This is a genomic window from Blautia acetigignens (assembly GCF_025566865.1).
Lineage (GTDB): Bacteria > Bacillota > Clostridia > Lachnospirales > Lachnospiraceae > Blautia_A > Blautia_A acetigignens.
Map to the genome: position 1 here is coordinate 13,789 of NZ_JAOQJM010000019.1, position 17,640 is coordinate 31,428.

General features: G+C 45.8%; 14 protein-coding genes and 1 pseudogene. 1 reads left to right on the forward strand and 14 read right to left on the reverse strand.

Annotated elements, in window-relative coordinates:
• Positions 1-7: 7 nt before the first annotated feature.
• The 7 genes from OCV70_RS16540 to OCV70_RS16570 form a co-directional block, all read right to left on the reverse strand.
• Positions 8-1,741: an ABC transporter ATP-binding protein gene (locus OCV70_RS16540; RefSeq protein WP_117855176.1), complete on the reverse strand. Its 1,734-nt coding sequence runs from the start codon at positions 1,739-1,741 to the stop codon at positions 8-10.
• Between the two features lies 1 nt (position 1,742).
• Complete coding sequence (locus OCV70_RS16545) at positions 1,743-3,515, reverse strand: ABC transporter ATP-binding protein (protein WP_117855179.1); 1,773 nt, start codon at positions 3,513-3,515, stop codon at positions 1,743-1,745.
• A 110-nt stretch (positions 3,516-3,625) separates the two neighbouring features.
• Positions 3,626-4,249: a TetR/AcrR family transcriptional regulator gene (locus OCV70_RS16550; RefSeq protein WP_117855181.1), complete on the reverse strand. Its 624-nt coding sequence runs from the start codon at positions 4,247-4,249 to the stop codon at positions 3,626-3,628.
• Positions 4,250-4,478: 229 nt separating this feature from the next.
• Positions 4,479-6,155 carry an ABC transporter ATP-binding protein gene (locus OCV70_RS16555; RefSeq protein WP_243280846.1) on the reverse strand — a complete coding sequence of 559 codons (1,677 nt, stop codon included), beginning with the start codon at positions 6,153-6,155 and terminating at the stop codon, positions 4,479-4,481.
• Positions 6,152-7,666, reverse strand: coding sequence for an ABC transporter ATP-binding protein (locus tag OCV70_RS16560; protein WP_117855186.1), 1,515 nt, complete (start codon positions 7,664-7,666; stop codon positions 6,152-6,154). Before OCV70_RS16560 ends, OCV70_RS16555 begins: the two co-directional genes overlap by 4 nt.
• A gap of 5 nt (positions 7,667-7,671) precedes the next feature.
• Positions 7,672-8,409: an energy-coupling factor transporter transmembrane component T gene (locus OCV70_RS16565; protein WP_117855189.1), complete on the reverse strand. Its 738-nt coding sequence runs from the start codon at positions 8,407-8,409 to the stop codon at positions 7,672-7,674.
• Positions 8,409-8,990, reverse strand: coding sequence for an MptD family putative ECF transporter S component (locus OCV70_RS16570; protein WP_044930260.1), 582 nt, complete (start codon positions 8,988-8,990; stop codon positions 8,409-8,411). The genes OCV70_RS16565 and OCV70_RS16570 overlap by 1 nt, the downstream gene beginning before the upstream one ends.
• A 225-nt stretch (positions 8,991-9,215) precedes the next feature.
• On the opposite strand from OCV70_RS16570, the gene OCV70_RS16575 reads away from it, so the two are divergent.
• The gene (locus tag OCV70_RS16575) at positions 9,216-10,181 is read left to right on the forward strand and encodes a helix-turn-helix domain-containing protein (RefSeq protein ID WP_117855191.1); all 966 of its coding nucleotides are present in this window, start codon (positions 9,216-9,218) and stop codon (positions 10,179-10,181) included.
• Between the two features lie 205 nt (positions 10,182-10,386).
• On the opposite strand, the pseudogene OCV70_RS16580 reads toward OCV70_RS16575, so the two are convergent.
• From OCV70_RS16580 to OCV70_RS16610, 7 genes and pseudogenes are all read right to left on the reverse strand, one after another.
• Positions 10,387-10,542, reverse strand: a pseudogene (locus tag OCV70_RS16580) (LytR/AlgR family response regulator transcription factor); the annotation flags it as partial.
• A 61-nt stretch (positions 10,543-10,603) separates the two neighbouring features.
• Positions 10,604-10,933 (reverse strand): cupin domain-containing protein, encoded by a 330-nt coding sequence (locus OCV70_RS16585; protein WP_117855196.1) that lies wholly within the window; start codon positions 10,931-10,933, stop codon positions 10,604-10,606.
• Positions 10,934-11,075: 142 nt separating this feature from the next.
• Positions 11,076-12,065, reverse strand: a complete 990-nt coding sequence (locus OCV70_RS16590; RefSeq protein ID WP_262579899.1) for a hypothetical protein — start codon at positions 12,063-12,065, stop codon at positions 11,076-11,078.
• A gap of 482 nt (positions 12,066-12,547) precedes the next feature.
• Positions 12,548-15,064: an ABC transporter permease gene (locus tag OCV70_RS16595; protein ID WP_117855201.1), complete on the reverse strand. Its 2,517-nt coding sequence runs from the start codon at positions 15,062-15,064 to the stop codon at positions 12,548-12,550.
• Positions 15,065-15,078: 14 nt separating this feature from the next.
• Positions 15,079-15,744, reverse strand: coding sequence for an ABC transporter ATP-binding protein (locus tag OCV70_RS16600; protein WP_173719087.1), 666 nt, complete (start codon positions 15,742-15,744; stop codon positions 15,079-15,081).
• A 143-nt stretch (positions 15,745-15,887) separates the two neighbouring features.
• Positions 15,888-16,922 carry a sensor histidine kinase gene (locus OCV70_RS16605; RefSeq protein WP_262579900.1) on the reverse strand — a complete coding sequence of 345 codons (1,035 nt, stop codon included), beginning with the start codon at positions 16,920-16,922 and terminating at the stop codon, positions 15,888-15,890.
• Entirely contained in the window at positions 16,919-17,602 is a 684-nt protein-coding gene (locus OCV70_RS16610; protein WP_117854491.1) for a response regulator transcription factor, read from the reverse strand. Before OCV70_RS16610 ends, OCV70_RS16605 begins: the two co-directional genes overlap by 4 nt.
• Between the last annotated feature and the right edge of the window lie 38 nt (positions 17,603-17,640).

Genomic DNA, 17,640 nt, shown 5'->3' on the forward strand with positions numbered 1-17,640 from the left:
TCCTTCTTCACGCAAGTTTCCAGTTCTGGCTTTCTGTCTGCAGTTTTACCATATGGGCATATACACCATTCTTTTCTTCCAGATCCTTTGGTGATCCTTCTTCTGCAACTGTACCATCAGAAAGGACAACGATCTTATCTGCTCCGGCTACGGTACGCATCCTGTGGGCGATAACCAGAACGGTTTTATCTGCGATCAGACGGGAAAGGGCTGTCTGTATCAGAGTTTCATTTTCCACATCCAGGGAAGCAGTCGCTTCATCCAAAAGAATGATCGGCGCATTTTTCAGAAATGCACGGGCAATAGAGATACGCTGGCGCTCTCCGCCGGATAGTTCACAGCCATTTTCTCCGATATTGGTATGCCATCCATCCGGCAGTTTTTTGGCAAATTCATCCACATTGGCAAGTTTCGCAGCCGCAATGACCTGTTCATCTGTGGCGTCTTTGTTTCCGATTCGGATATTCTCCAGAATCGTATTGTCAAACAGTGTGACATCCTGGAATACGATGGAATACAGAGAAAGCAGTGTTTCCGGGTCTATTCGGGATACATCCATACCTCCCACGGTAATCTTTCCTCTGTTAATATCCCAGAATCTTGCAGCCAGCCGGGATACGGTTGTTTTCCCGCCGCCAGATGGGCCGACCAAAGCCGTAACCTCTCCCTGTTTTGCCGTAAAGGAAACATCTTTCAATACTGTTTCTCCGGTATTGTAGGCAAACCCAACATGGTCAAAGACAATATCATACCCCTGATTGGAAAGCCTGTCACTGCCTTGCTGGATCGGATGATCGAGAATCTCATTCATTCGGGCAATGTTGGTTCGTGTACTGATGACTGCCGCAAGATTCTGGAGCGCGCCCTGCAGAGGGTCATATAAACGGGATACTACCAGAAGGAACATAAAGAATGTAAGCACGGAGAGGCTTCCTTGCATGAGTAGAACAGCTCCCACCAGCGCAACCGTTGCAATACCAAGCTTCAGCACCAGCGATGCGGAAACCACAAAAACAGCAAGGCCGAATTCATTGAGGATGGAACGATGCTCCACAGCACGGATCTTCTTTTCCAGCCCTTTTAAATATGCCTGCTCCGCATTGTTCGCTTTCAGGTCACGAACTGTTTCAATACACTCCTGTATCCCGTCTGCGCAGGCCATCTTCACATCCATCGCTTTCTGATTCAGATTTTCCTGAATCTTTGCGGAAAATCCCACAATCGCAAAAGCAACCGGCAGAACCCATAAGGCAGCCAGCGCCATTCTCCAGTCCGTAAAGAGCAGACCGATAGAAATCAGAACCGTAGAAATGATCGAACCCACAAGCTCAGGGATAAAATGTGAAAAACTCTGTTCCAGAAAGGTACAGTCCGCCATAATGGTACTGGTAAGATCGGCTAAATCCTTTTTTCCGAAAAAAGAAAGAGGGATTTTGCGCAGATGCTCTGCCAGGGTAATGCGGCGGACACCGCTTTCTTTGTAAGTGGCAAAATAGGTCGCATTGTATTGAAAGAAAGTGGTCAGCAGAATCAAGCCGATACACACCACGCAGCCTGCCACATAAAATGGAATTTTCCCACCGGGAACACCCCCGTTCATCAGATCGCTGACCAGGTAATATAAAAGTCCTACCGGGAACATAAAAGACAGATTCTGAAGGACACAGGCCAGGCAGCCTTTGATCAGGTCTTTTGCTCCCTGTTCAGACAGGGCATATTTTTTCTGCAGTTTTTTGCTCATATCACTGCACCTCCTTTGTTACCTTCCATTGCACGGAAGTCTGGTAATTTTTCCACATACGGCTGAAAATGCCGTCTTTTGCAAGCAATTCACGACTGTTCCCGCACTCGGCAACCTGTCCGTCCTGAATGACAAAAATCTGATCCACATTTGTTAAGGTAGAAAGCCTGTGGGCAATCATAATCACTGTCTTTCCCTCGGAAAGTTTTGAGAAAGCAGCCTGTACACGGCTTTCGTTATCCGGGTCAGCAAAGGCAGTGGCTTCATCCAGAATAATAATCGGAGCATTTTTCAGCATCACACGGGCAATGGCAATTCGCTGCTGCTCTCCACCGGATAGATAGACCCCCTTTGTACCGATGACCGTATCCACACCCTGTGGGAGTTTTTCCAGAATATCATCGCATTGCGCGTGATGAAGGGCAGTCAGAACTTCCTCACGGGTAGCTTCCGGTTTTCCCATACGCACATTTTCCAGAATGGACGCCTTGATGAGACGGCTGTTCTGAAATACGAAAGACACCGTATTCATGAGTTCCTCTTTTGGGATGTCTTTCACATTAACACCACCGATTTTTACCATTCCGCTCTGGGGATCAAAGAATCGGGAAATCAGGTTGGCAAGGGTTGTCTTACCACCGCCGGACGGGCCTACAAAAGCTACCGTCTGCCCTTCAGGAATGGTCAGTGAAATATCTTCTAATACTTCTTTTTCTCCATCATAACTGAAATGAACCGATTTCAGTTCCACGGAAGCATTGTGCGGGTGTATTGGATGTTTGGTTTCCTCCAGAGGCTTCAAACGCAAAACGCTGTCAATTCTCTGTAAAGCGTCATCTACGATCATGGCATTTTCACTTTGGAACATGATACGTGTCAGTGTAATAGAAATAACCGGTGTAATGATGATATAGAAAATGAGATCCAGTAAGAAACCGGAAGTCACACCGTCTTGTGTCAGCAACAAGCCTCCGGCGATCAGTGTGGCAAAAACTCCGTTGATTGCAGCTGTATAGAACATCATCGGTGTCCGAAGCTGCTTGGTATAAGCGATCACCCATACTTTATACCGGTCAATGGATTCTTTAAACTTCTTAAAGGAAAAGATGGTCTGGCCAAAGGTTTTTACCACCGGAATCCCGCGGACATACTCTACCGCTTCGTTGGACATATCATCCAGCGCATTCTGGTATTCTTTCATCTTTTCCTGCATCTGCTTTCCGGTCATTGTCATCATGATCAGAAATCCCAGCACAACCGGAACAAGGCTCAACAGACCCAGTCTCCAGTCAAATGCAAACAACAGCACCAAAAGACCACAGGGGCTTGCAATGGCATTGGCTCTGTCGGGAAGCTGATGAGCGAGATAGGTTTCAGTGGCTGCGCTGGATTCGTTGACGATCTTGCGCAGTTTTCCGCTGCCAAAACTTTCGGCAAAACCTAAGGGAAGTCTGACAATATGTTCCATGGTCTGGATACGCAGGTTTGTGGCGATACGAAATGCCCCTAAATGGGAACACATCAGCCCTGCTATGTAGACAAGCACCGCTATAACCGCAAACAATACTGCCATCCAGCCATTACCGGTCAGGTTCTGTGCCTGGCCAAAATTCGGTGCCACCTCCAGTACTTCCTTGATCATTTTCCAGATGTAATAGAAGGGTACCAGAGCGATCAGGGCACTGATTGCAGAAAGCACCCAGGAAGCATAGGTCAGGTACTTATGGCTACCTGCAATTTCCAGCAGGCGTGATAAATTGGATTGTTTTTTCAAAAAAATTCCTCCTTTTCTTTGTGTCTATGATAAAGAGAACACGTCTATGTTCTTACAATATCCGAATTTAGGTTAGCTGTAGCTAACTGTCGAACAAAAATTATAAGGCATTACTGCCCCATAATTTTCATCCATCCTGCTGTATAAAAGGCGCGCATTTCTCTAACGTAGTTTTCGGCATCTTTGAGCGGCATTTCGTGGATGATCAATTCAAAAAAAGTATGAAACATTCCGGTGATCAGAATATGCTCCAGCGAAGGATCGATATGCGGAGAGGACCGTCCAAGCTGCCTTAAGACATCCTGATAGGCATGCGTCCCATCTACCTCAATCTCCACCATTTCATCAATTAGCCCGGCAAATTTTGTCCCTTCCGAACAGCAGAGGATCAGTTTACATTCCTCTAAATGTTCGTACGCATAATAGAGAATATCGTACATGCAGATTCCCGAAATATCACTCATGACTTCCGGCTGCTGGGCAGCTGGTAGTTCGGCGAACTCCTGCTGTGCCTTTATAAAACGGTTACGAATATATTCATAATGTTCACCAACGATGGCTTCAAAAAGTTCTTTTTTGCTTTTGTAATATCCGTAAAAGGCTCCGGTAGTCATTCCCACGGATTTCACAATATTCCGCAGAGAAGCGTCTTTATATCCTTTTTCTAAAAATTCCGCTTTCGCTGCCCGATGGATATTTTCTAAAGTCGTTCCATTTCCGTTTATTTTGCACACCTCCTATATAACAGTGCTATATAACACTGTTATAATTTTAATCTTTAAAAAAGATTTTGTCAAGAGCAACAAGAAATAGTTGCATAAAAACAGCAATCCAAACATCATTCTGCACTTTATTACTGATAAAATTTTTAAATACTGGTTTTGATAACAGCTTTATTTTTTCTAAATAAATAATAAGCAGGGCGGAGTTTGTTCTCACACCCTGCTTTGTGATTATCATGAATTACTCGAAGATCTTCTTCACTTTTTCTTTCAGCCTGTCCATGCACCTGTAAACTGCCTTTTCGGTAATCTTCAGATACCTGGCGATTTCATGAGTGCTGGTCTTATCATGAGTCAGTGCCTCGATAGCTCGCTGCAATTCGTCCTCATTCTCCGGGTCAACGCTGCTAGTTGCCTCGTCCAAAATGACAACCGGCGCATTTTTCAGCATGGCACGGGCGATGGCAATACGCTGGCGCTCCCCACCGGAAAGGTGGGAACCGGTGCTGCCGACAACCGTATCATAGCCATTGTCCAGCCCGCGGATAAAGGCGTCGCAACCACTTTGTTCGGCGGCCTGTTCCACCTCCGCGTCTGTGGCGCTGGGTCTTCCCATGCGGATATTCTCCCGGATACTGCGGTTAAACAAGTAGTTGTCCTGAGATACATAGGAAATCTGATCTGCAATTTCAGACAGCGGTATATCCTTCAGCTCATGACCGCCGAGGGTAATGCTGCCGGATGTAACATCCCAATATCCGGCAATCAGCTTTGCCACCGTCGATTTGCCGGAGCCAGACGGCCCCACAAGGGCGGTCATGGTGCCGGGCCGGATGGTCAGGCTCACACCATGCAAAACCTCTGTTGTCCCGTCATAGGAAAAAGACACAGACCTAAGAGAAATGCCGGTATCTTCCAGCTTGACCGGCGTATCCTTATGGTTCAGTTCTTCAGCGTTCAAAAGCTGGCTGATTTCTTCCACATTTGTCCCTAATACGGCCAAATCGTCCGTAAAGGTAAAGGCTGCAACAATCGGCCCAATCAGTCCCAGCGAGAAAATTACGATAGACAGGAAAGTGGAAAGTTCCAGGCTGCCGGAGATCCAGAACGCGAAGCCGCAGGGCAGCACACAAATCAACACCGATGGCAAAATGGCGTTGTAGGCGCTCATGGTTTTCTGGTTTTCTCTCATCCAGTCCACATAGTAGTTGGCGTTATAGTTTACTGCGTCAGAATATTTTTTGTAGGAACCGGCGGATTGACTAAACGCTTTGACTACCTCAATCCCACCAATGTACTCTACAATGACATTTGCCATTTGCTTGCCTGCCTTAACCGCGCTTTCCCATTTGACGGGATAATTCTTCATGCCGGCAGACATGACAGCAAGGCCCACCACCAGCGTAACAAGTGACAGAAGCGCCATGCGCCAGTCCAAAAGGAACAGGTACACGGCGATAACAAGCGGTACCAGCACATTTGCCGTCATTTCCGGGATCAGGTGTGCGAAGGTTGGCTCCATACCTTCTACCCGGTCAACAATCGTTGTTTTATACTGGCCGGACGGAGTATCTAAAATCGTCCCCATCGGGACGCGGGCCAGCTTTGCGGTGATATTTTCCCGCAGATCGCGCAGCGTGTAATAGGTCACTGTGTGGGAAATCGTTGTAGAAAGACAGGAAAACAGCACCTTCCCAAAGTATCCGCACAGTGCAATAATACCAGCGGTCACATAGCGGGAATAATTCTGTTCCCCAGACAACATCATTGTGACAATATGCGCCACGCAGAAATAGGGCACCATCTGGCAGGCAACGCCTAATACCGCAAGGATAATACTGCCAATGAATTTCCCGTGATAGGGTTTGCCCCATCCCCATAAGACGCCTATGGGTGACTCTTTCTTTTCCTCCTTCATTCTGTGGACACCTCCTTCTTCATATCACTCAGAAAAAACTTTAGCAGGCGTTTTCGGCCATCGCTGTCCTCTATGGAATAACTTTCCTGAATTTGCCCGTTTTCTAAGTGAAGGACATAATTGCAGCAGCGTAGAATAAATTCCGGGTCATGCGTTACCACAAGCGCAGTTCTTCCAGTATTCGCCACCTGATTAACAACATTGGCAACCTGCCTCATGTGAAACAGGTCAAGGCCACTGGTCGGTTCATCAAATAAAATCAGAGGGCGCTCCGAAGCAATCGCAGAGGCAACCGCCACGCGCTGCTTTTGACCGCCGGACAGTCCCATCGGGTGGCAGTCCTCAAAGGAAAGCAAGTCCATCTCCTTTAAGATTTCTCTTGCCCTTTGCTTATTCTCGGTTCTCATACTGAGCAGAATTTCATCCAGAAGACTTTCGGTAAAGAGCTGGTGGTTTACATCCTGCATGACCATATAACAGAGTTTCAATCGTTCTTTTCTGGAATAGTTCTTGCTCTGATCCTGCACCGTTCCTTTGAAGTGCTTTTCCAACCCGCAGAGGCACCGGGCAAAGGTGGATTTTCCCGCACCATTATGTCCGATGATGGCCGTGGCGCTGCCGAATGGGAAAGAGGTTTCCGTTATATGCAAGGTTTCCGGCTCATGCTTATAGGCAAAGGACACATTCTTTATCGTCCAAACCGCCTCATTCATTCTCTGCGGCGTGCCTTCAACTTCTGAAAGCCCCGCAAGATCAAGAGGGCGCAATCCCATATCATCGCGCTGTCTTGCCGACAGGCTGCAAAATTTCTCTGCTGTATAATCACCTTCGATTTCTCCATCTTTTAGGTACAGGACACGGTCAAAGAGGCCGGACAGATAATACAGCCGATGTTCAGAGATGATGATGGTCTTTCCCTGCGATTTCAAAGTAAAGAGTAGCTGTCGAAAATCAGCGATAGCGTATGCGTCAAGGTTGGATGATGGCTCATCAAGCACATAAATATCCGGGTCAATCGCCGCTGCCGATCCGCAGGCGATTTTTTGCTTTTCACCGCCGGACAAAGAAAAAATACTTCTATCAAGCAGCGGCTCCAACTTTAGCTGTGCAGCTACACGCTTTACACGGTCACGCACAAGATCTTCCGCTATGCCGTGATTCTCTGGGCCAAAAGCCAGTTCGCTGGTCGTGTCCACATTGAAAAACTGAGAACGCGGATTTTGAAATACAGAACCGACTTTCAGAGAAATATCAAACAGTGACAGGTCACGGGTATCCTTTCCATCCAGATAGACGGAGCCGGTATAAGTCCCCTCATGATAATGGGGGATCAAGCCGTTAAACAACCGGGTCATGGTTGTTTTCCCACAGCCGGAAGTCCCGCAGAGCAGGACAAAAGAACCGTCCTCAATAGTGCAGGAAATATGTTTCAAAGCGCCACCGGCCTGCCTCTCACTGTCGGGAAGGGTACTGGCAAGATAAGAAAAGGACACATCTTGACATTCAATCATTTCCTTCACCCCCTTGCGGCAAGCACATAGATTTGCGCTGCAAATGCTCCCAGACAGATCAGCAGGAAAATAACATCCTGCACATGAAAACCCAGCTTACAGATATTCGTCCGTTTTACCGGGCCTCCCAATCCCCGCGTAAGGGCTGCCTGGGACAGTTCCTCTCCGATTTTGACGGAGCAGATCATCATGGGTACAATCCGATACTCTAAAATCGCACCGACTTTTCCACCACCAAAGCGGACGCCACGCATCCGCATGGCGTCCCCAATAGCGCTCCATTCTTCCGCAACCGTGGGAAAGAAGCGAAACATCACAGACATAGGAATGGTGATCTGCTGTGGCAGGTGGAGCCGTTCCATCGCCGCAACAAATTCGCTGACCGTGGTTGTCGTTACCACGAAATATCCCATGACCACGCTGGGGGTGAACCGCAGAAGAATACCAACGACGGCTACCGCGATGTAGTTTGCTACGCCGGTCAGTCGGGACATGCCGAACATTTCCAGACACAGGCTGCCTCCGAAAATCAGGATATAGAGAACAGCACCTTTCCATTTTCTGGCCGCTGACAAAAGTAACAGCGGGATCGCCGCCAACACGATGATGTAATACTGCATGATACCTTCATACGAACCGCCTAAAATAAAGACAGCTATGGTAATCAGTACCGCCAGTTTTGTCCGGGGATCTAATAAAATTCCGCTATTGTTTTTTTGACTTGCAAGAAGTTCGCGGCTCATTATACAATTCCTGCCCGCTCAAAATGCTTTTTGAAAATCTTCCGTCCAATCAGACCGCCAACAAGACCGCTGACGAAAGCAGCGATAAGCAATACCGGCAAAATCCAGTCGGGCATATAAGCCATAAGCGTGTCGGCATATTCCTGACCGTAACCGGGGAGCAGGTTCTGGTAGTAAGCGTCACGCGTCACAACGATGGGAATAAAGGCGCCGATTACCCACATGGAAAAAACGCCGTGAATCAACACTTCACGCTTGGCATTTTTGTAGTCACAGGCTTTCATCATAAAATCGGAAATCAGCCCGAAGATCAGCCCGGTAGGGATGCACCACCAGCCCATGCCGGTCAGCAGCATAATGATACCCAGCAGCACTCCGCAGATGGTAAGCATACCGAATTTCTTAATTTTGGAGAAGAACAACATCATCGGAATACCGCCCACAAGCGGCACGATCACGCTGATAAGTGGAATAAAGATCGGGATAAAACCGATAGACGCCGCTGCGAAAATGACGATAAAGTAAATCGCCGTAAAAATACCGATGTTGATTAAGTCCTTTCCTTGCAATTTGTTGTTCATTGCGAAACCTCCTAACATGATTATTTTCGTCTTTGTTAGTTCTTGCTAACCATCCCTAATGATAGCATAAATTCAGCTGTGCTTCTATGCATATATCGGTATTTTAAGCCCGTATAGCAAGGAGTTTTTTCGCTCTGCCAGAATATCCATTGACCGGGAGTTTTCTCGCAGGTATAATAATATCAGCGATTTTGCGTGATGAAAGGGGCGAAGCAGTTGCGTAACATGATATGCAACATTTTAGAAAACAGCGATGCTGTTTCTGGTGTGACCTTGAAAAACAGTCCAAATAGCAGCACATTGCTTTTGGATCGGGCAGATGGCAAGGGACGCATGACATTCCATACGCTCTTTCCGGGGCTGACTTTGGCTTTTATTTTTGTAAACGCTCCCGTATGGCCGGAGTCGGATGAAAATTCAAATCTAAAGCCTTTGCTGATTAACTATTGCGTTTCGGGCAGAAGTGAATTGCTTCTGGATGACGGCTCCTACATTTACCTGAAGGAAAATGATTTTTGTGTCAGTGAACAGACCGCACAGAAAGAATATATCTTTCCCACACGGCAATATCAGGGCATAAAAATATACTTTGACCTGCCACTTCTTTTACAGTCCTGCGGTGAACTTTTGAAATCTTTTTCACTTGACCTCCCTACGCTGGAAGAAAATTATTGTGGCAACCATAAGACATATATCAACGGAGCGGACAGTGAGCTGGAAAATATATTTCAAAAACTCTGGCGGCTATCTGAAAAGCCCTCTGCCTTCCATTTGCAAATCTATACGCTTGAACTTCTCCACCGGCTTTTTAACATGGAAATCCGGCCTCCGAAAACCTGCGGCTTCTACACGGAAACGCAGGTTGAAATTGCAAAAAGGGCAGCGCAAATTCTCTCAGATGATCTTCGCCAGCACATTCCTGTACGGCAGATTGCAGAACGCTTTTCGGTCAGTGAAACCAGCCTGAAAAATTATTTTAGAGGCGTATATGGACAGAATATATCCACCTGGCTGCGGGAAATCCGTATGAACGAAGCCGCAAGGCTTCTTTCGGACACAAAGCGTCCGATTGCCGAAATATCCGAACAGGTCGGCTATTCTAATCAAGGGAAATTTGCAGCTGTATTTAAAAAACAGCTTGGATTATCACCCTTAGAATATCGACGATTCAAAAATTTGGAAAAATACTAAAGCCGAGATAGATTAATACTCTCGGCTTTACTCATTTCACATTCACAATTTGGTATTCAAAAACTAATTGTTTGATCCACTCCTTCTCTTTGATATTTGCTTGTTCGTAATAATTATAGATTTCCTCTACAGAGAGTTCTTTTAAAACCTTCTCTCCATTTTCTTCACATTCTTGTACTAAGCATCACTTAGCAAACTCATCAGATCAACCATTCCTTTCCCTCAGATATTCAAACAGTGCCTCGGTAAACTCTTCTTTCTTTGCTCTTGAAACATTCAGTTCTATTCCGCATTTCAACCGTAGTACGCCTTTTTCTAACCCTTCTACTTTTCCAAAATTAACAATGTAACTATAATGCGTCCTAAATGACCTTGTCTCTTATAAAAAATGAAACGAAAGTAAGTTTCTTTTACTGCCAGCCTTAGAAAATTACTACCAGCAGCATCTTGAACTGTTCCTGTCCATATACCGCATGGGGATGTTTTGCTGGCATGACGATGGAGTCGCCTTCTTTTAGGATATATTCTTCGCCGTCAATAGTTACTTTTCCTACACCATCCAGACAGGTCACGAAGGCATCCCCGCCGGATTCATGGGTGCTGATCTCTTCGCCTTTGTCAAAAGAAAACAGAGTAACACTTACGTGTTCGTTCTGCGCCAGTGTTTTGCTGACTACCTGTCCGTCATGGTATTCTACCTGATCTTTTAAAGCCATGACTTCTGCTTTGTTGATGTTCTTAATTCCTGTCATTTTTTATGTCTCCTTTTTTAATTTATATTGTACCCAGTACAGTGAAAATTATGTATCTGCTATATTGACGCAGTATATGAAAAGTCAAACTAATCAACATAGTGGCTACTTAATATTCGCTGTACTAAGCATAATGTGCCTGTTATACTTCACAATAATACAAGAAGGATCTAAGTTTCTCCCATCCTGCCTCGTCGAAGTCCCCATCCAGGGACAGGTCATAAACTGGTGCCTGGCAGTGGTCGTGAATTCCTCTCATATTCAGCACCATAGCAGTGTTTTCATAGCGTGGTGCCATCATCAGGATACCGCTGCAGTTCTCACCCAGTTCCAGTGCTTTTGCATAACGGTATCGTCCATTGGCACCAGAGTAGTCTGACAGATACTCATCGGCACGTTTTTGAAGCCCTCTTAGGTCTTGGCTGAAGCTGCTTCTATCTCCCAGGCGCTTATGGATTGCCAACAGCTGTTTTTCCCATTTCTGGAAAAACTCTGTCGCATTTTTATTGCCAGAGGCTTCTTTCCACAGAAACAGCATCATCTCAGACAGCGGTGCCCGGCGGCACAGGATTCCTTCATACTCCAGCTGCTCCAGGATTCCCTCATTTAAGCTGGTCAGGCTGGCAGAGGTTCCAACTAATCCCAGTGATTTGGCTGAGGTACTTTCTTCTCCGATCTCCTTCGCCCAGCGGCGCAGGTCTTTCCACTCATGGAGGCTGCCATCTGGAAGCAGAGAGCGGTAACACTGATCCCGCATATGCGGATCGGCACTGTAAAGGATGTCGCCGCAAACCAGAGCCTTCATCAGAAGCTCCGGATCATCTGCGGTCACTGGAAGTGTCTCCAGGATCGGCGCGATAATGTCCACATGCTCATATCCCTTGCGGTCCAGTACCGTCCGGACGGCTCTTGCATACTGTCCATCTGCATCTGCACCCTCGTTAAATGGGATCAAGAACTGTAAATCCTTCTGCTCTTCTTTCGGTGTCTCTTCCAACAAGGTCAAAATCTGACCTAACATCACTGGGAACGGCAGATATTCCTTGGAGTTGGTCTCTGCACGTCCCTTCATCAATACTTCACGGGAATAGTCTGGCAGTGTTTTTCTCTTTTTACAGCATCGCTTCCGCATCGTGGACCTCCTTAATAAATGCACTTTTTGTCATAGCCTGTTTCTCCTTTGGTCCGGACATTTATACACGTGTTTTTTTATTTTACATCAATTAGATGCATTTGAACATCAATCGGTTCTCCCCAAACAGTTTTTTCTAAAAATAAAACAGTTTTTTTGAAGTAACTGGTTCTTGACACATAATATACCTTGCAATATTGAAGGAAGCTGATTTAATCCGAAACCAAAGAGAAGAAAAGTTTATTTATTAGGAATTAAATACTTCCGTATTGAAAGATGTCATGCTGTGGATCACAGATTTGAAAGGAACATCGGACGATGAAGGAAATGATAAAAAAATATAGAGGTTCATTAATTAGCTCTATACTGATAATCCTCACAGAAATGTCACAGACAGGTGCCTTTTATCAGCTGAAATCTCACAATTTTGTGACATTTGAAAACGGCCACCCTTTCGGATGACCGTTTCTCGTCTGTGTATCTTATTCAGCAATGCGTAGCCGTTCCACAACTGTTTTCTGTGCCATTTTGTTATAGCAGACCAAAGGTACAAAGGCGGTAATGAGAACTAACGGTATTACACAGAGGAACACAGGAAGCAGGGTAAAATGCCATGTAAAATAACTTAATTCTGCCCCCATCATTCGAACCACTGTCAGACTCCCCACGATAGAGATGAGCAGGGAACATATAAGCCCCAATGCGGAATACCCAATCCCCTCAATCATTAGCATCTGTTTGACTTGTCGGCCGGTCATACCTACCGATTGCAGCATGGCCAATTCTTTGTATCTGGACAAAATAGAGGTCATCATGGAATTGATAAAATTCAGTATGCCAATCAACGCCAGAATCGCACAAAGAGCACCTCCCACAAGACGGTACATGTTAATCATCCCATCAAAAGTCTGCCGCAGTGTCACTTTTGACAGATAATCCAAAGCTGTGTCCGTATTTGTAGTGTAGTTTTTCAGCCAGTTTTCCGTGGCAAGCTGGTATTCATTATCTACATTGAAGATGGTTTTCATGGCCGGCTGGTCGGCGGATACCATATTTCCCAGCAGCTCATTTGTCGGGAAAATATAATCCAGTCCCATATCTACTTGTAAAGGTGTTTCTAACGCTTTCGGTATATCTACCACAGCCAATACATCATATATTTTGTTTGTTCCATCAAGCTGCTGCACACAGATCTTGTCTCCCGGTTGATACAAACAGAGAGAACCGTCACTCATCATCCGCAGCGGTGTTACATACACGCCGGTTCCAGCTCTCCATTTTTCCATGTTTAGCTCTCCATCCAAAACCCGCACATACTCTGCCGGAAAGTCGTCTAACCCGTACACATTGACACCATGTTCCTGTCGAACCCTATAATTTCCCAGCTCATTTGCTATATCACGGGAAGAAACTGCAAGTTCCTGCAACTTTGTAAGATCATGTTTGGAAAGCGGCTGTTTGGAAATCCACAGGTACACATTGCCTATATCTTCAAGACCATTCAACCTTTCAGCCTCACGAATGAAATCCTGGCTCACATTCGCCGTGTTATACGGGGCATAGCTGTTGATTACCGTTGTATCGGACACTGTAAAATCCGTAAGACTAAAATCAGCCACAAACTTATCGAAATCAAAGGAAGTCACATAGGTATAGACACTGTTCAAAAGAACGATGCTGAGTGCAAAGGACAAGGTAACAATCGTTACTTTTTTCTTATTGCGGCCAAGATTGCTTTTTGCCATCATAACTGTGCTTATACGTTTACTGCGACGGTCTTTCTTTTTTCCTCCTGCCTGCTCGACATAGTGTAGCGCCTCTATCGGGGAAACCTTGGCTGCCATCGCAGCAGGTTTTTGGCAGCTAATCAAAACAGTAATCATAGAAAAAACAATCGCCACCAAAAAAATCGACGGATTTACCGTAGTAACGACCCTTATATCATCCGTCAGCATATTTACAATCGCAGGCAGCAGCAATCGACCAATTGGCCATCCCAACAATAGACCAATAGGTATACCCATAAGAGATAGCTTAATTGCTTTTCTATAAACGATTTTTCTTATTTGTCTTGCAGTGGTTCCCAGTGTTTTCAACATTCCATAAAACCGAATATCCTGTGCGATAGAAATATAAAACACATTGTAGATTAGAAGATACCCTGCGATAAAGATAACCGCAATACCAGCTACAAGGGGCAGCATGGAAGAAAAACTGACCGTTGCCGTTTGGTAAGCGTCGTTAATACTTACCCGTTCATCTAAACCGTATTTGGAAGTCACATCTAATGCCTGCTTTTCAATGTTCCATGCCGTAGGCATCATCATAACAGCATCAATATAACCGGTTCCCACAGGTGGGGTTGTTCCGTCCGTTTCCCCGTGGATGACAGGAGCTACCTGTTCCGTATATTCTTTGGATAATAGAATTGTTTGACGATACGCCACAGCATCCCCATCCCAAATGCCGCAAAGCGTAAAGGTATCGCTAAATGTATCCGTATCAGTTATAAAGGTCAGTTCCATCTGTGTACCAACCTCATCAGGTAATCCCATCGCTGCCAGAACAATACGGCTGGTGGCAATCTCATTTTTCTGTTCCGGCAGATATCCGGTGTCGGGGGTGTTAAAAGTTAGTTCTGCATAGGTTTCATCACTATATCGCAGTTCCGTGGGTGTCTTGTTGAACTTATCACCCACGGCATTTCCTATGATAATCGAGTATCCGCTGTCCTTCACCCCTGTATCCGATGACAGCCGTTCATATTCTTCCCAAGATAAACGCTTGATACCTGCATGGGCAGAAGTGCCGGTTGTCCTCATATTACTTTCCTGCATAGCAGTCTGCAAGCTAATGGCAATTGTAAACAGGCTGGTAAAAAGCAGTGTGGCAAGCAAAATCGCCAATACAGCAATGGTGTTTCTCCGGGCTTTCAAAGAACGCTTTGCCAGAAGTTTCAGGACAGGTCTGTTGTTATTCCCAAATAAAATATCTGTCATATTTTCGCCCTCCTTTACTTGGAAATTCTGCCGTCCTCAATACGGATAATACAGCCGGCAAGCTGGGCAATCTCATTGTTATGAGTAATCATCACAATGGTCTGATGGAATTTCTGGCTGGTAACTTTCAAAAGTCCTAATACATCACTACTTGTCCTGCTGTCAAGGTTTCCGGTCGGTTCATCGGCCAAGACAATGGCTGGTTTGGAAACAAGGGCACGCGCAATTGCCACACGCTGTTGCTGACCGCCGGAGAGGTTGTTGGGCATATTGTTTAGCTTATCCTCCAGTCCCAGCATCTGCACTACTTCTTTCATAAACTTCTTATCTACCTTGTTTCCGTCCAGTTCCACAGGCAGCACGATGTTTTCGTAGACATTCAGCACCGGCACCAGATTGTAGTTCTGGAAGATAAAGCCGATGTTACGTCTGCGGAAGATGGTAAGCTGTTCATCCTTGAATTCAGAGAGTTCTTTTCCTTTTACTTGAATGCTACCGGAAGTCGGTGTATCCAAACCGCCCATCATATTCAGCAAGGTGGACTTACCACTGCCGGAAGTACCAACGATGGCAACAAACTCTCCCTCCTCAATGGAGAGGGTTACGCCATCCAATGCTTTTGTGATGTTCGGCTCAGTGCCGTAATATTTTTTTAAATCTGTTGTCTGCAATATGCTCATATAGAACACCATCCTTTTTTGGTGATGGTTTTATCATAAAGACCGAACCTCACAGAAATGTCACGAGCTACAAAGAATTTATAAGAAATTCGGTTCCAAATGTCATAAGTCTGTGACATTTCAATTTTGAGGGAATGTCGGTACTACTTTCGGAGCAGGAAAACAGAAAAGGTTGAGCCTTGCCCAATCTCTGATGCCACCCGCATATAGCCTTCCTGCAAGGTCACGATCTCACGGGCCAGATACAGACCAATCCCAATCCCCTCCACATCATGTACCGCATCTTCCCGGTAAAATCGTTTGAAAATCGTCCCCTGATGCTGCTCCGAGATGCCGATGCCGGTGTCGGCAATGTTGATCTTTACATACATTTCCCAGCCTTCCACAGACACACGGATCTGTCCGCCTGCCGGGGTGTACTTCACTGCGTTATCCAGAATGTTGAACAGAGCTTCGCTTGTCCATTTTCTATCGTGTCGCGCATCCAGATGCTCTGGACATTCCACCTGTACATCTATTTGTTTCTTTTCAGCATTGAACAAAATCCAGCCCAGGGCTGTGGCAAGGGTATCATAAACCGGCTGCTGTTTTTGATCCAACGAAATGACTCCCGTTTCCAAGCGGGAAGTTTTAATCATGGCCTGCATGAGAAAGTCCAGCTTATCAAGCTGACTAGCCTGGGCTGTCAGAAATTCCTTTTGCTTCTGCGGAGGAACCTCGTTTTCAAGCAGCGTGTTGTTGATTATCTTCAAGTTGGCAATCGGGGTCTTGACTTGATGGGAAATATCAGAGATCAGCTCTTGCAGGTCAGCTCGTTCCTTTGCGATGTTGTTTTTATTTTCCTGCATGACTTCGTACAACCGCCCCAGTCGGTAGTTGATTTTATAAAATAGGCTTTCTTCCTCAATCGTCTGCTTCGGCTGCATAATATCCCCGGAGAGCATATCATCCATTTGACCACAAAAGGAATCGGAGAACATGACCAGTTTCCGACGGATCAGGGTCACAAAGCAGATGACGCAAAGCAACACAAAGACACTGAACAAGAACACATACCCGACAGCGGTTATATTCTCGGTCAGCAGATAAATAGCGGCAGAAACCACACCAACTGCCAGCAGCAAGAGTATTCCCAAAAGGATACAGGCTTTGTTGATGGAGAATTTTCGTATATTCATTTCAGCGTCCCTCCAATCCACATATAGCCCATGCCGTACACCGTCTTAATGTACTGGCGGCCTTCCGTTTCAATTTTGTTTCTCACCCGGCTGATGGCTGCGGTCAGGGCGTGTTCATCCACAAAGTTTCCATCGGCATCCCACAGTTTTTCAAGTAGCATCTGCCTAGTCAAAACAATCTGCGGATTTTTGGTCAGGATTTTCAACATCCGATATTCCAACGGAGTGAACACCAGCGGCTTACCGGACAGGGAAGCAGTCATCTCTGAGAAATTGATGGATAGTGCGCCATCCTCATAGCAATCTCCGCCACTCTGTTTCGCCAGCCACCCCAATACCACGGACAGCTTTTTTTGAAAGACGCTCATGGGAAAAGGCTTGGTCACATAGTCCTCAGCTCCCAGCTCATATCCTTTGAGCATATCACTCTCCATATCATTTGCGGTCAGGAAGATCACCGCTGTATCTGACCGGCGCTCTTTTACCTCACCGCAGAAATCAAAGCCATTCCCATCTGGCAGGTTTACATCCAGCACGATCAGGTCATAGTCCTGCTTAGTTAGAAAATTACTGGCTGCTGATTTTGTCAATGCAGAGTCCACGACATAGCCCGCAGCATCCAAGTTATAGCACAAGGTATTATTCAAAAGTCGGTCATCCTCGACTACTAAAATTCGCATTGTATCACACTCCTTCATTCTTAGTGTAGCATTCAAAT

What these genes read in the sequence shown, in the direction of transcription:
- OCV70_RS16585 (WP_117855196.1), bottom strand. Translation starts at nt 10,933, where the DNA reads ATGACAGGAATTAAGAACATCAACAAAGCAGAAGTCATGGCTTTAAAA.
- OCV70_RS16555 (WP_243280846.1), bottom strand. Translation starts at nt 6,155, where the DNA reads ATGAAGGAGGAAAAGAAAGAGTCACCCATAGGCGTCTTATGGGGATGG.
- OCV70_RS16565 (WP_117855189.1), bottom strand. Translation starts at nt 8,409, where the DNA reads ATGAGCCGCGAACTTCTTGCAAGTCAAAAAAACAATAGCGGAATTTTA.
- OCV70_RS16600 (WP_173719087.1), bottom strand. Translation starts at nt 15,744, where the DNA reads ATGAGCATATTGCAGACAACAGATTTAAAAAAATATTACGGCACTGAG.
- OCV70_RS16590 (WP_262579899.1), bottom strand. Translation starts at nt 12,065, where the DNA reads ATGCGGAAGCGATGCTGTAAAAAGAGAAAAACACTGCCAGACTATTCC.
- OCV70_RS16540 (WP_117855176.1), bottom strand. Translation starts at nt 1,741, where the DNA reads ATGAGCAAAAAACTGCAGAAAAAATATGCCCTGTCTGAACAGGGAGCA.
- OCV70_RS16560 (WP_117855186.1), bottom strand. Translation starts at nt 7,666, where the DNA reads ATGATTGAATGTCAAGATGTGTCCTTTTCTTATCTTGCCAGTACCCTT.
- OCV70_RS16605 (WP_262579900.1), bottom strand. Translation starts at nt 16,922, where the DNA reads ATGAATATACGAAAATTCTCCATCAACAAAGCCTGTATCCTTTTGGGA.
- OCV70_RS16595 (WP_117855201.1), bottom strand. Translation starts at nt 15,064, where the DNA reads ATGACAGATATTTTATTTGGGAATAACAACAGACCTGTCCTGAAACTT.
- OCV70_RS16575 (WP_117855191.1), top strand. Translation starts at nt 9,216, where the DNA reads ATGATATGCAACATTTTAGAAAACAGCGATGCTGTTTCTGGTGTGACC.
- OCV70_RS16610 (WP_117854491.1), bottom strand. Translation starts at nt 17,602, where the DNA reads ATGCGAATTTTAGTAGTCGAGGATGACCGACTTTTGAATAATACCTTG.
- OCV70_RS16570 (WP_044930260.1), bottom strand. Translation starts at nt 8,990, where the DNA reads ATGAACAACAAATTGCAAGGAAAGGACTTAATCAACATCGGTATTTTT.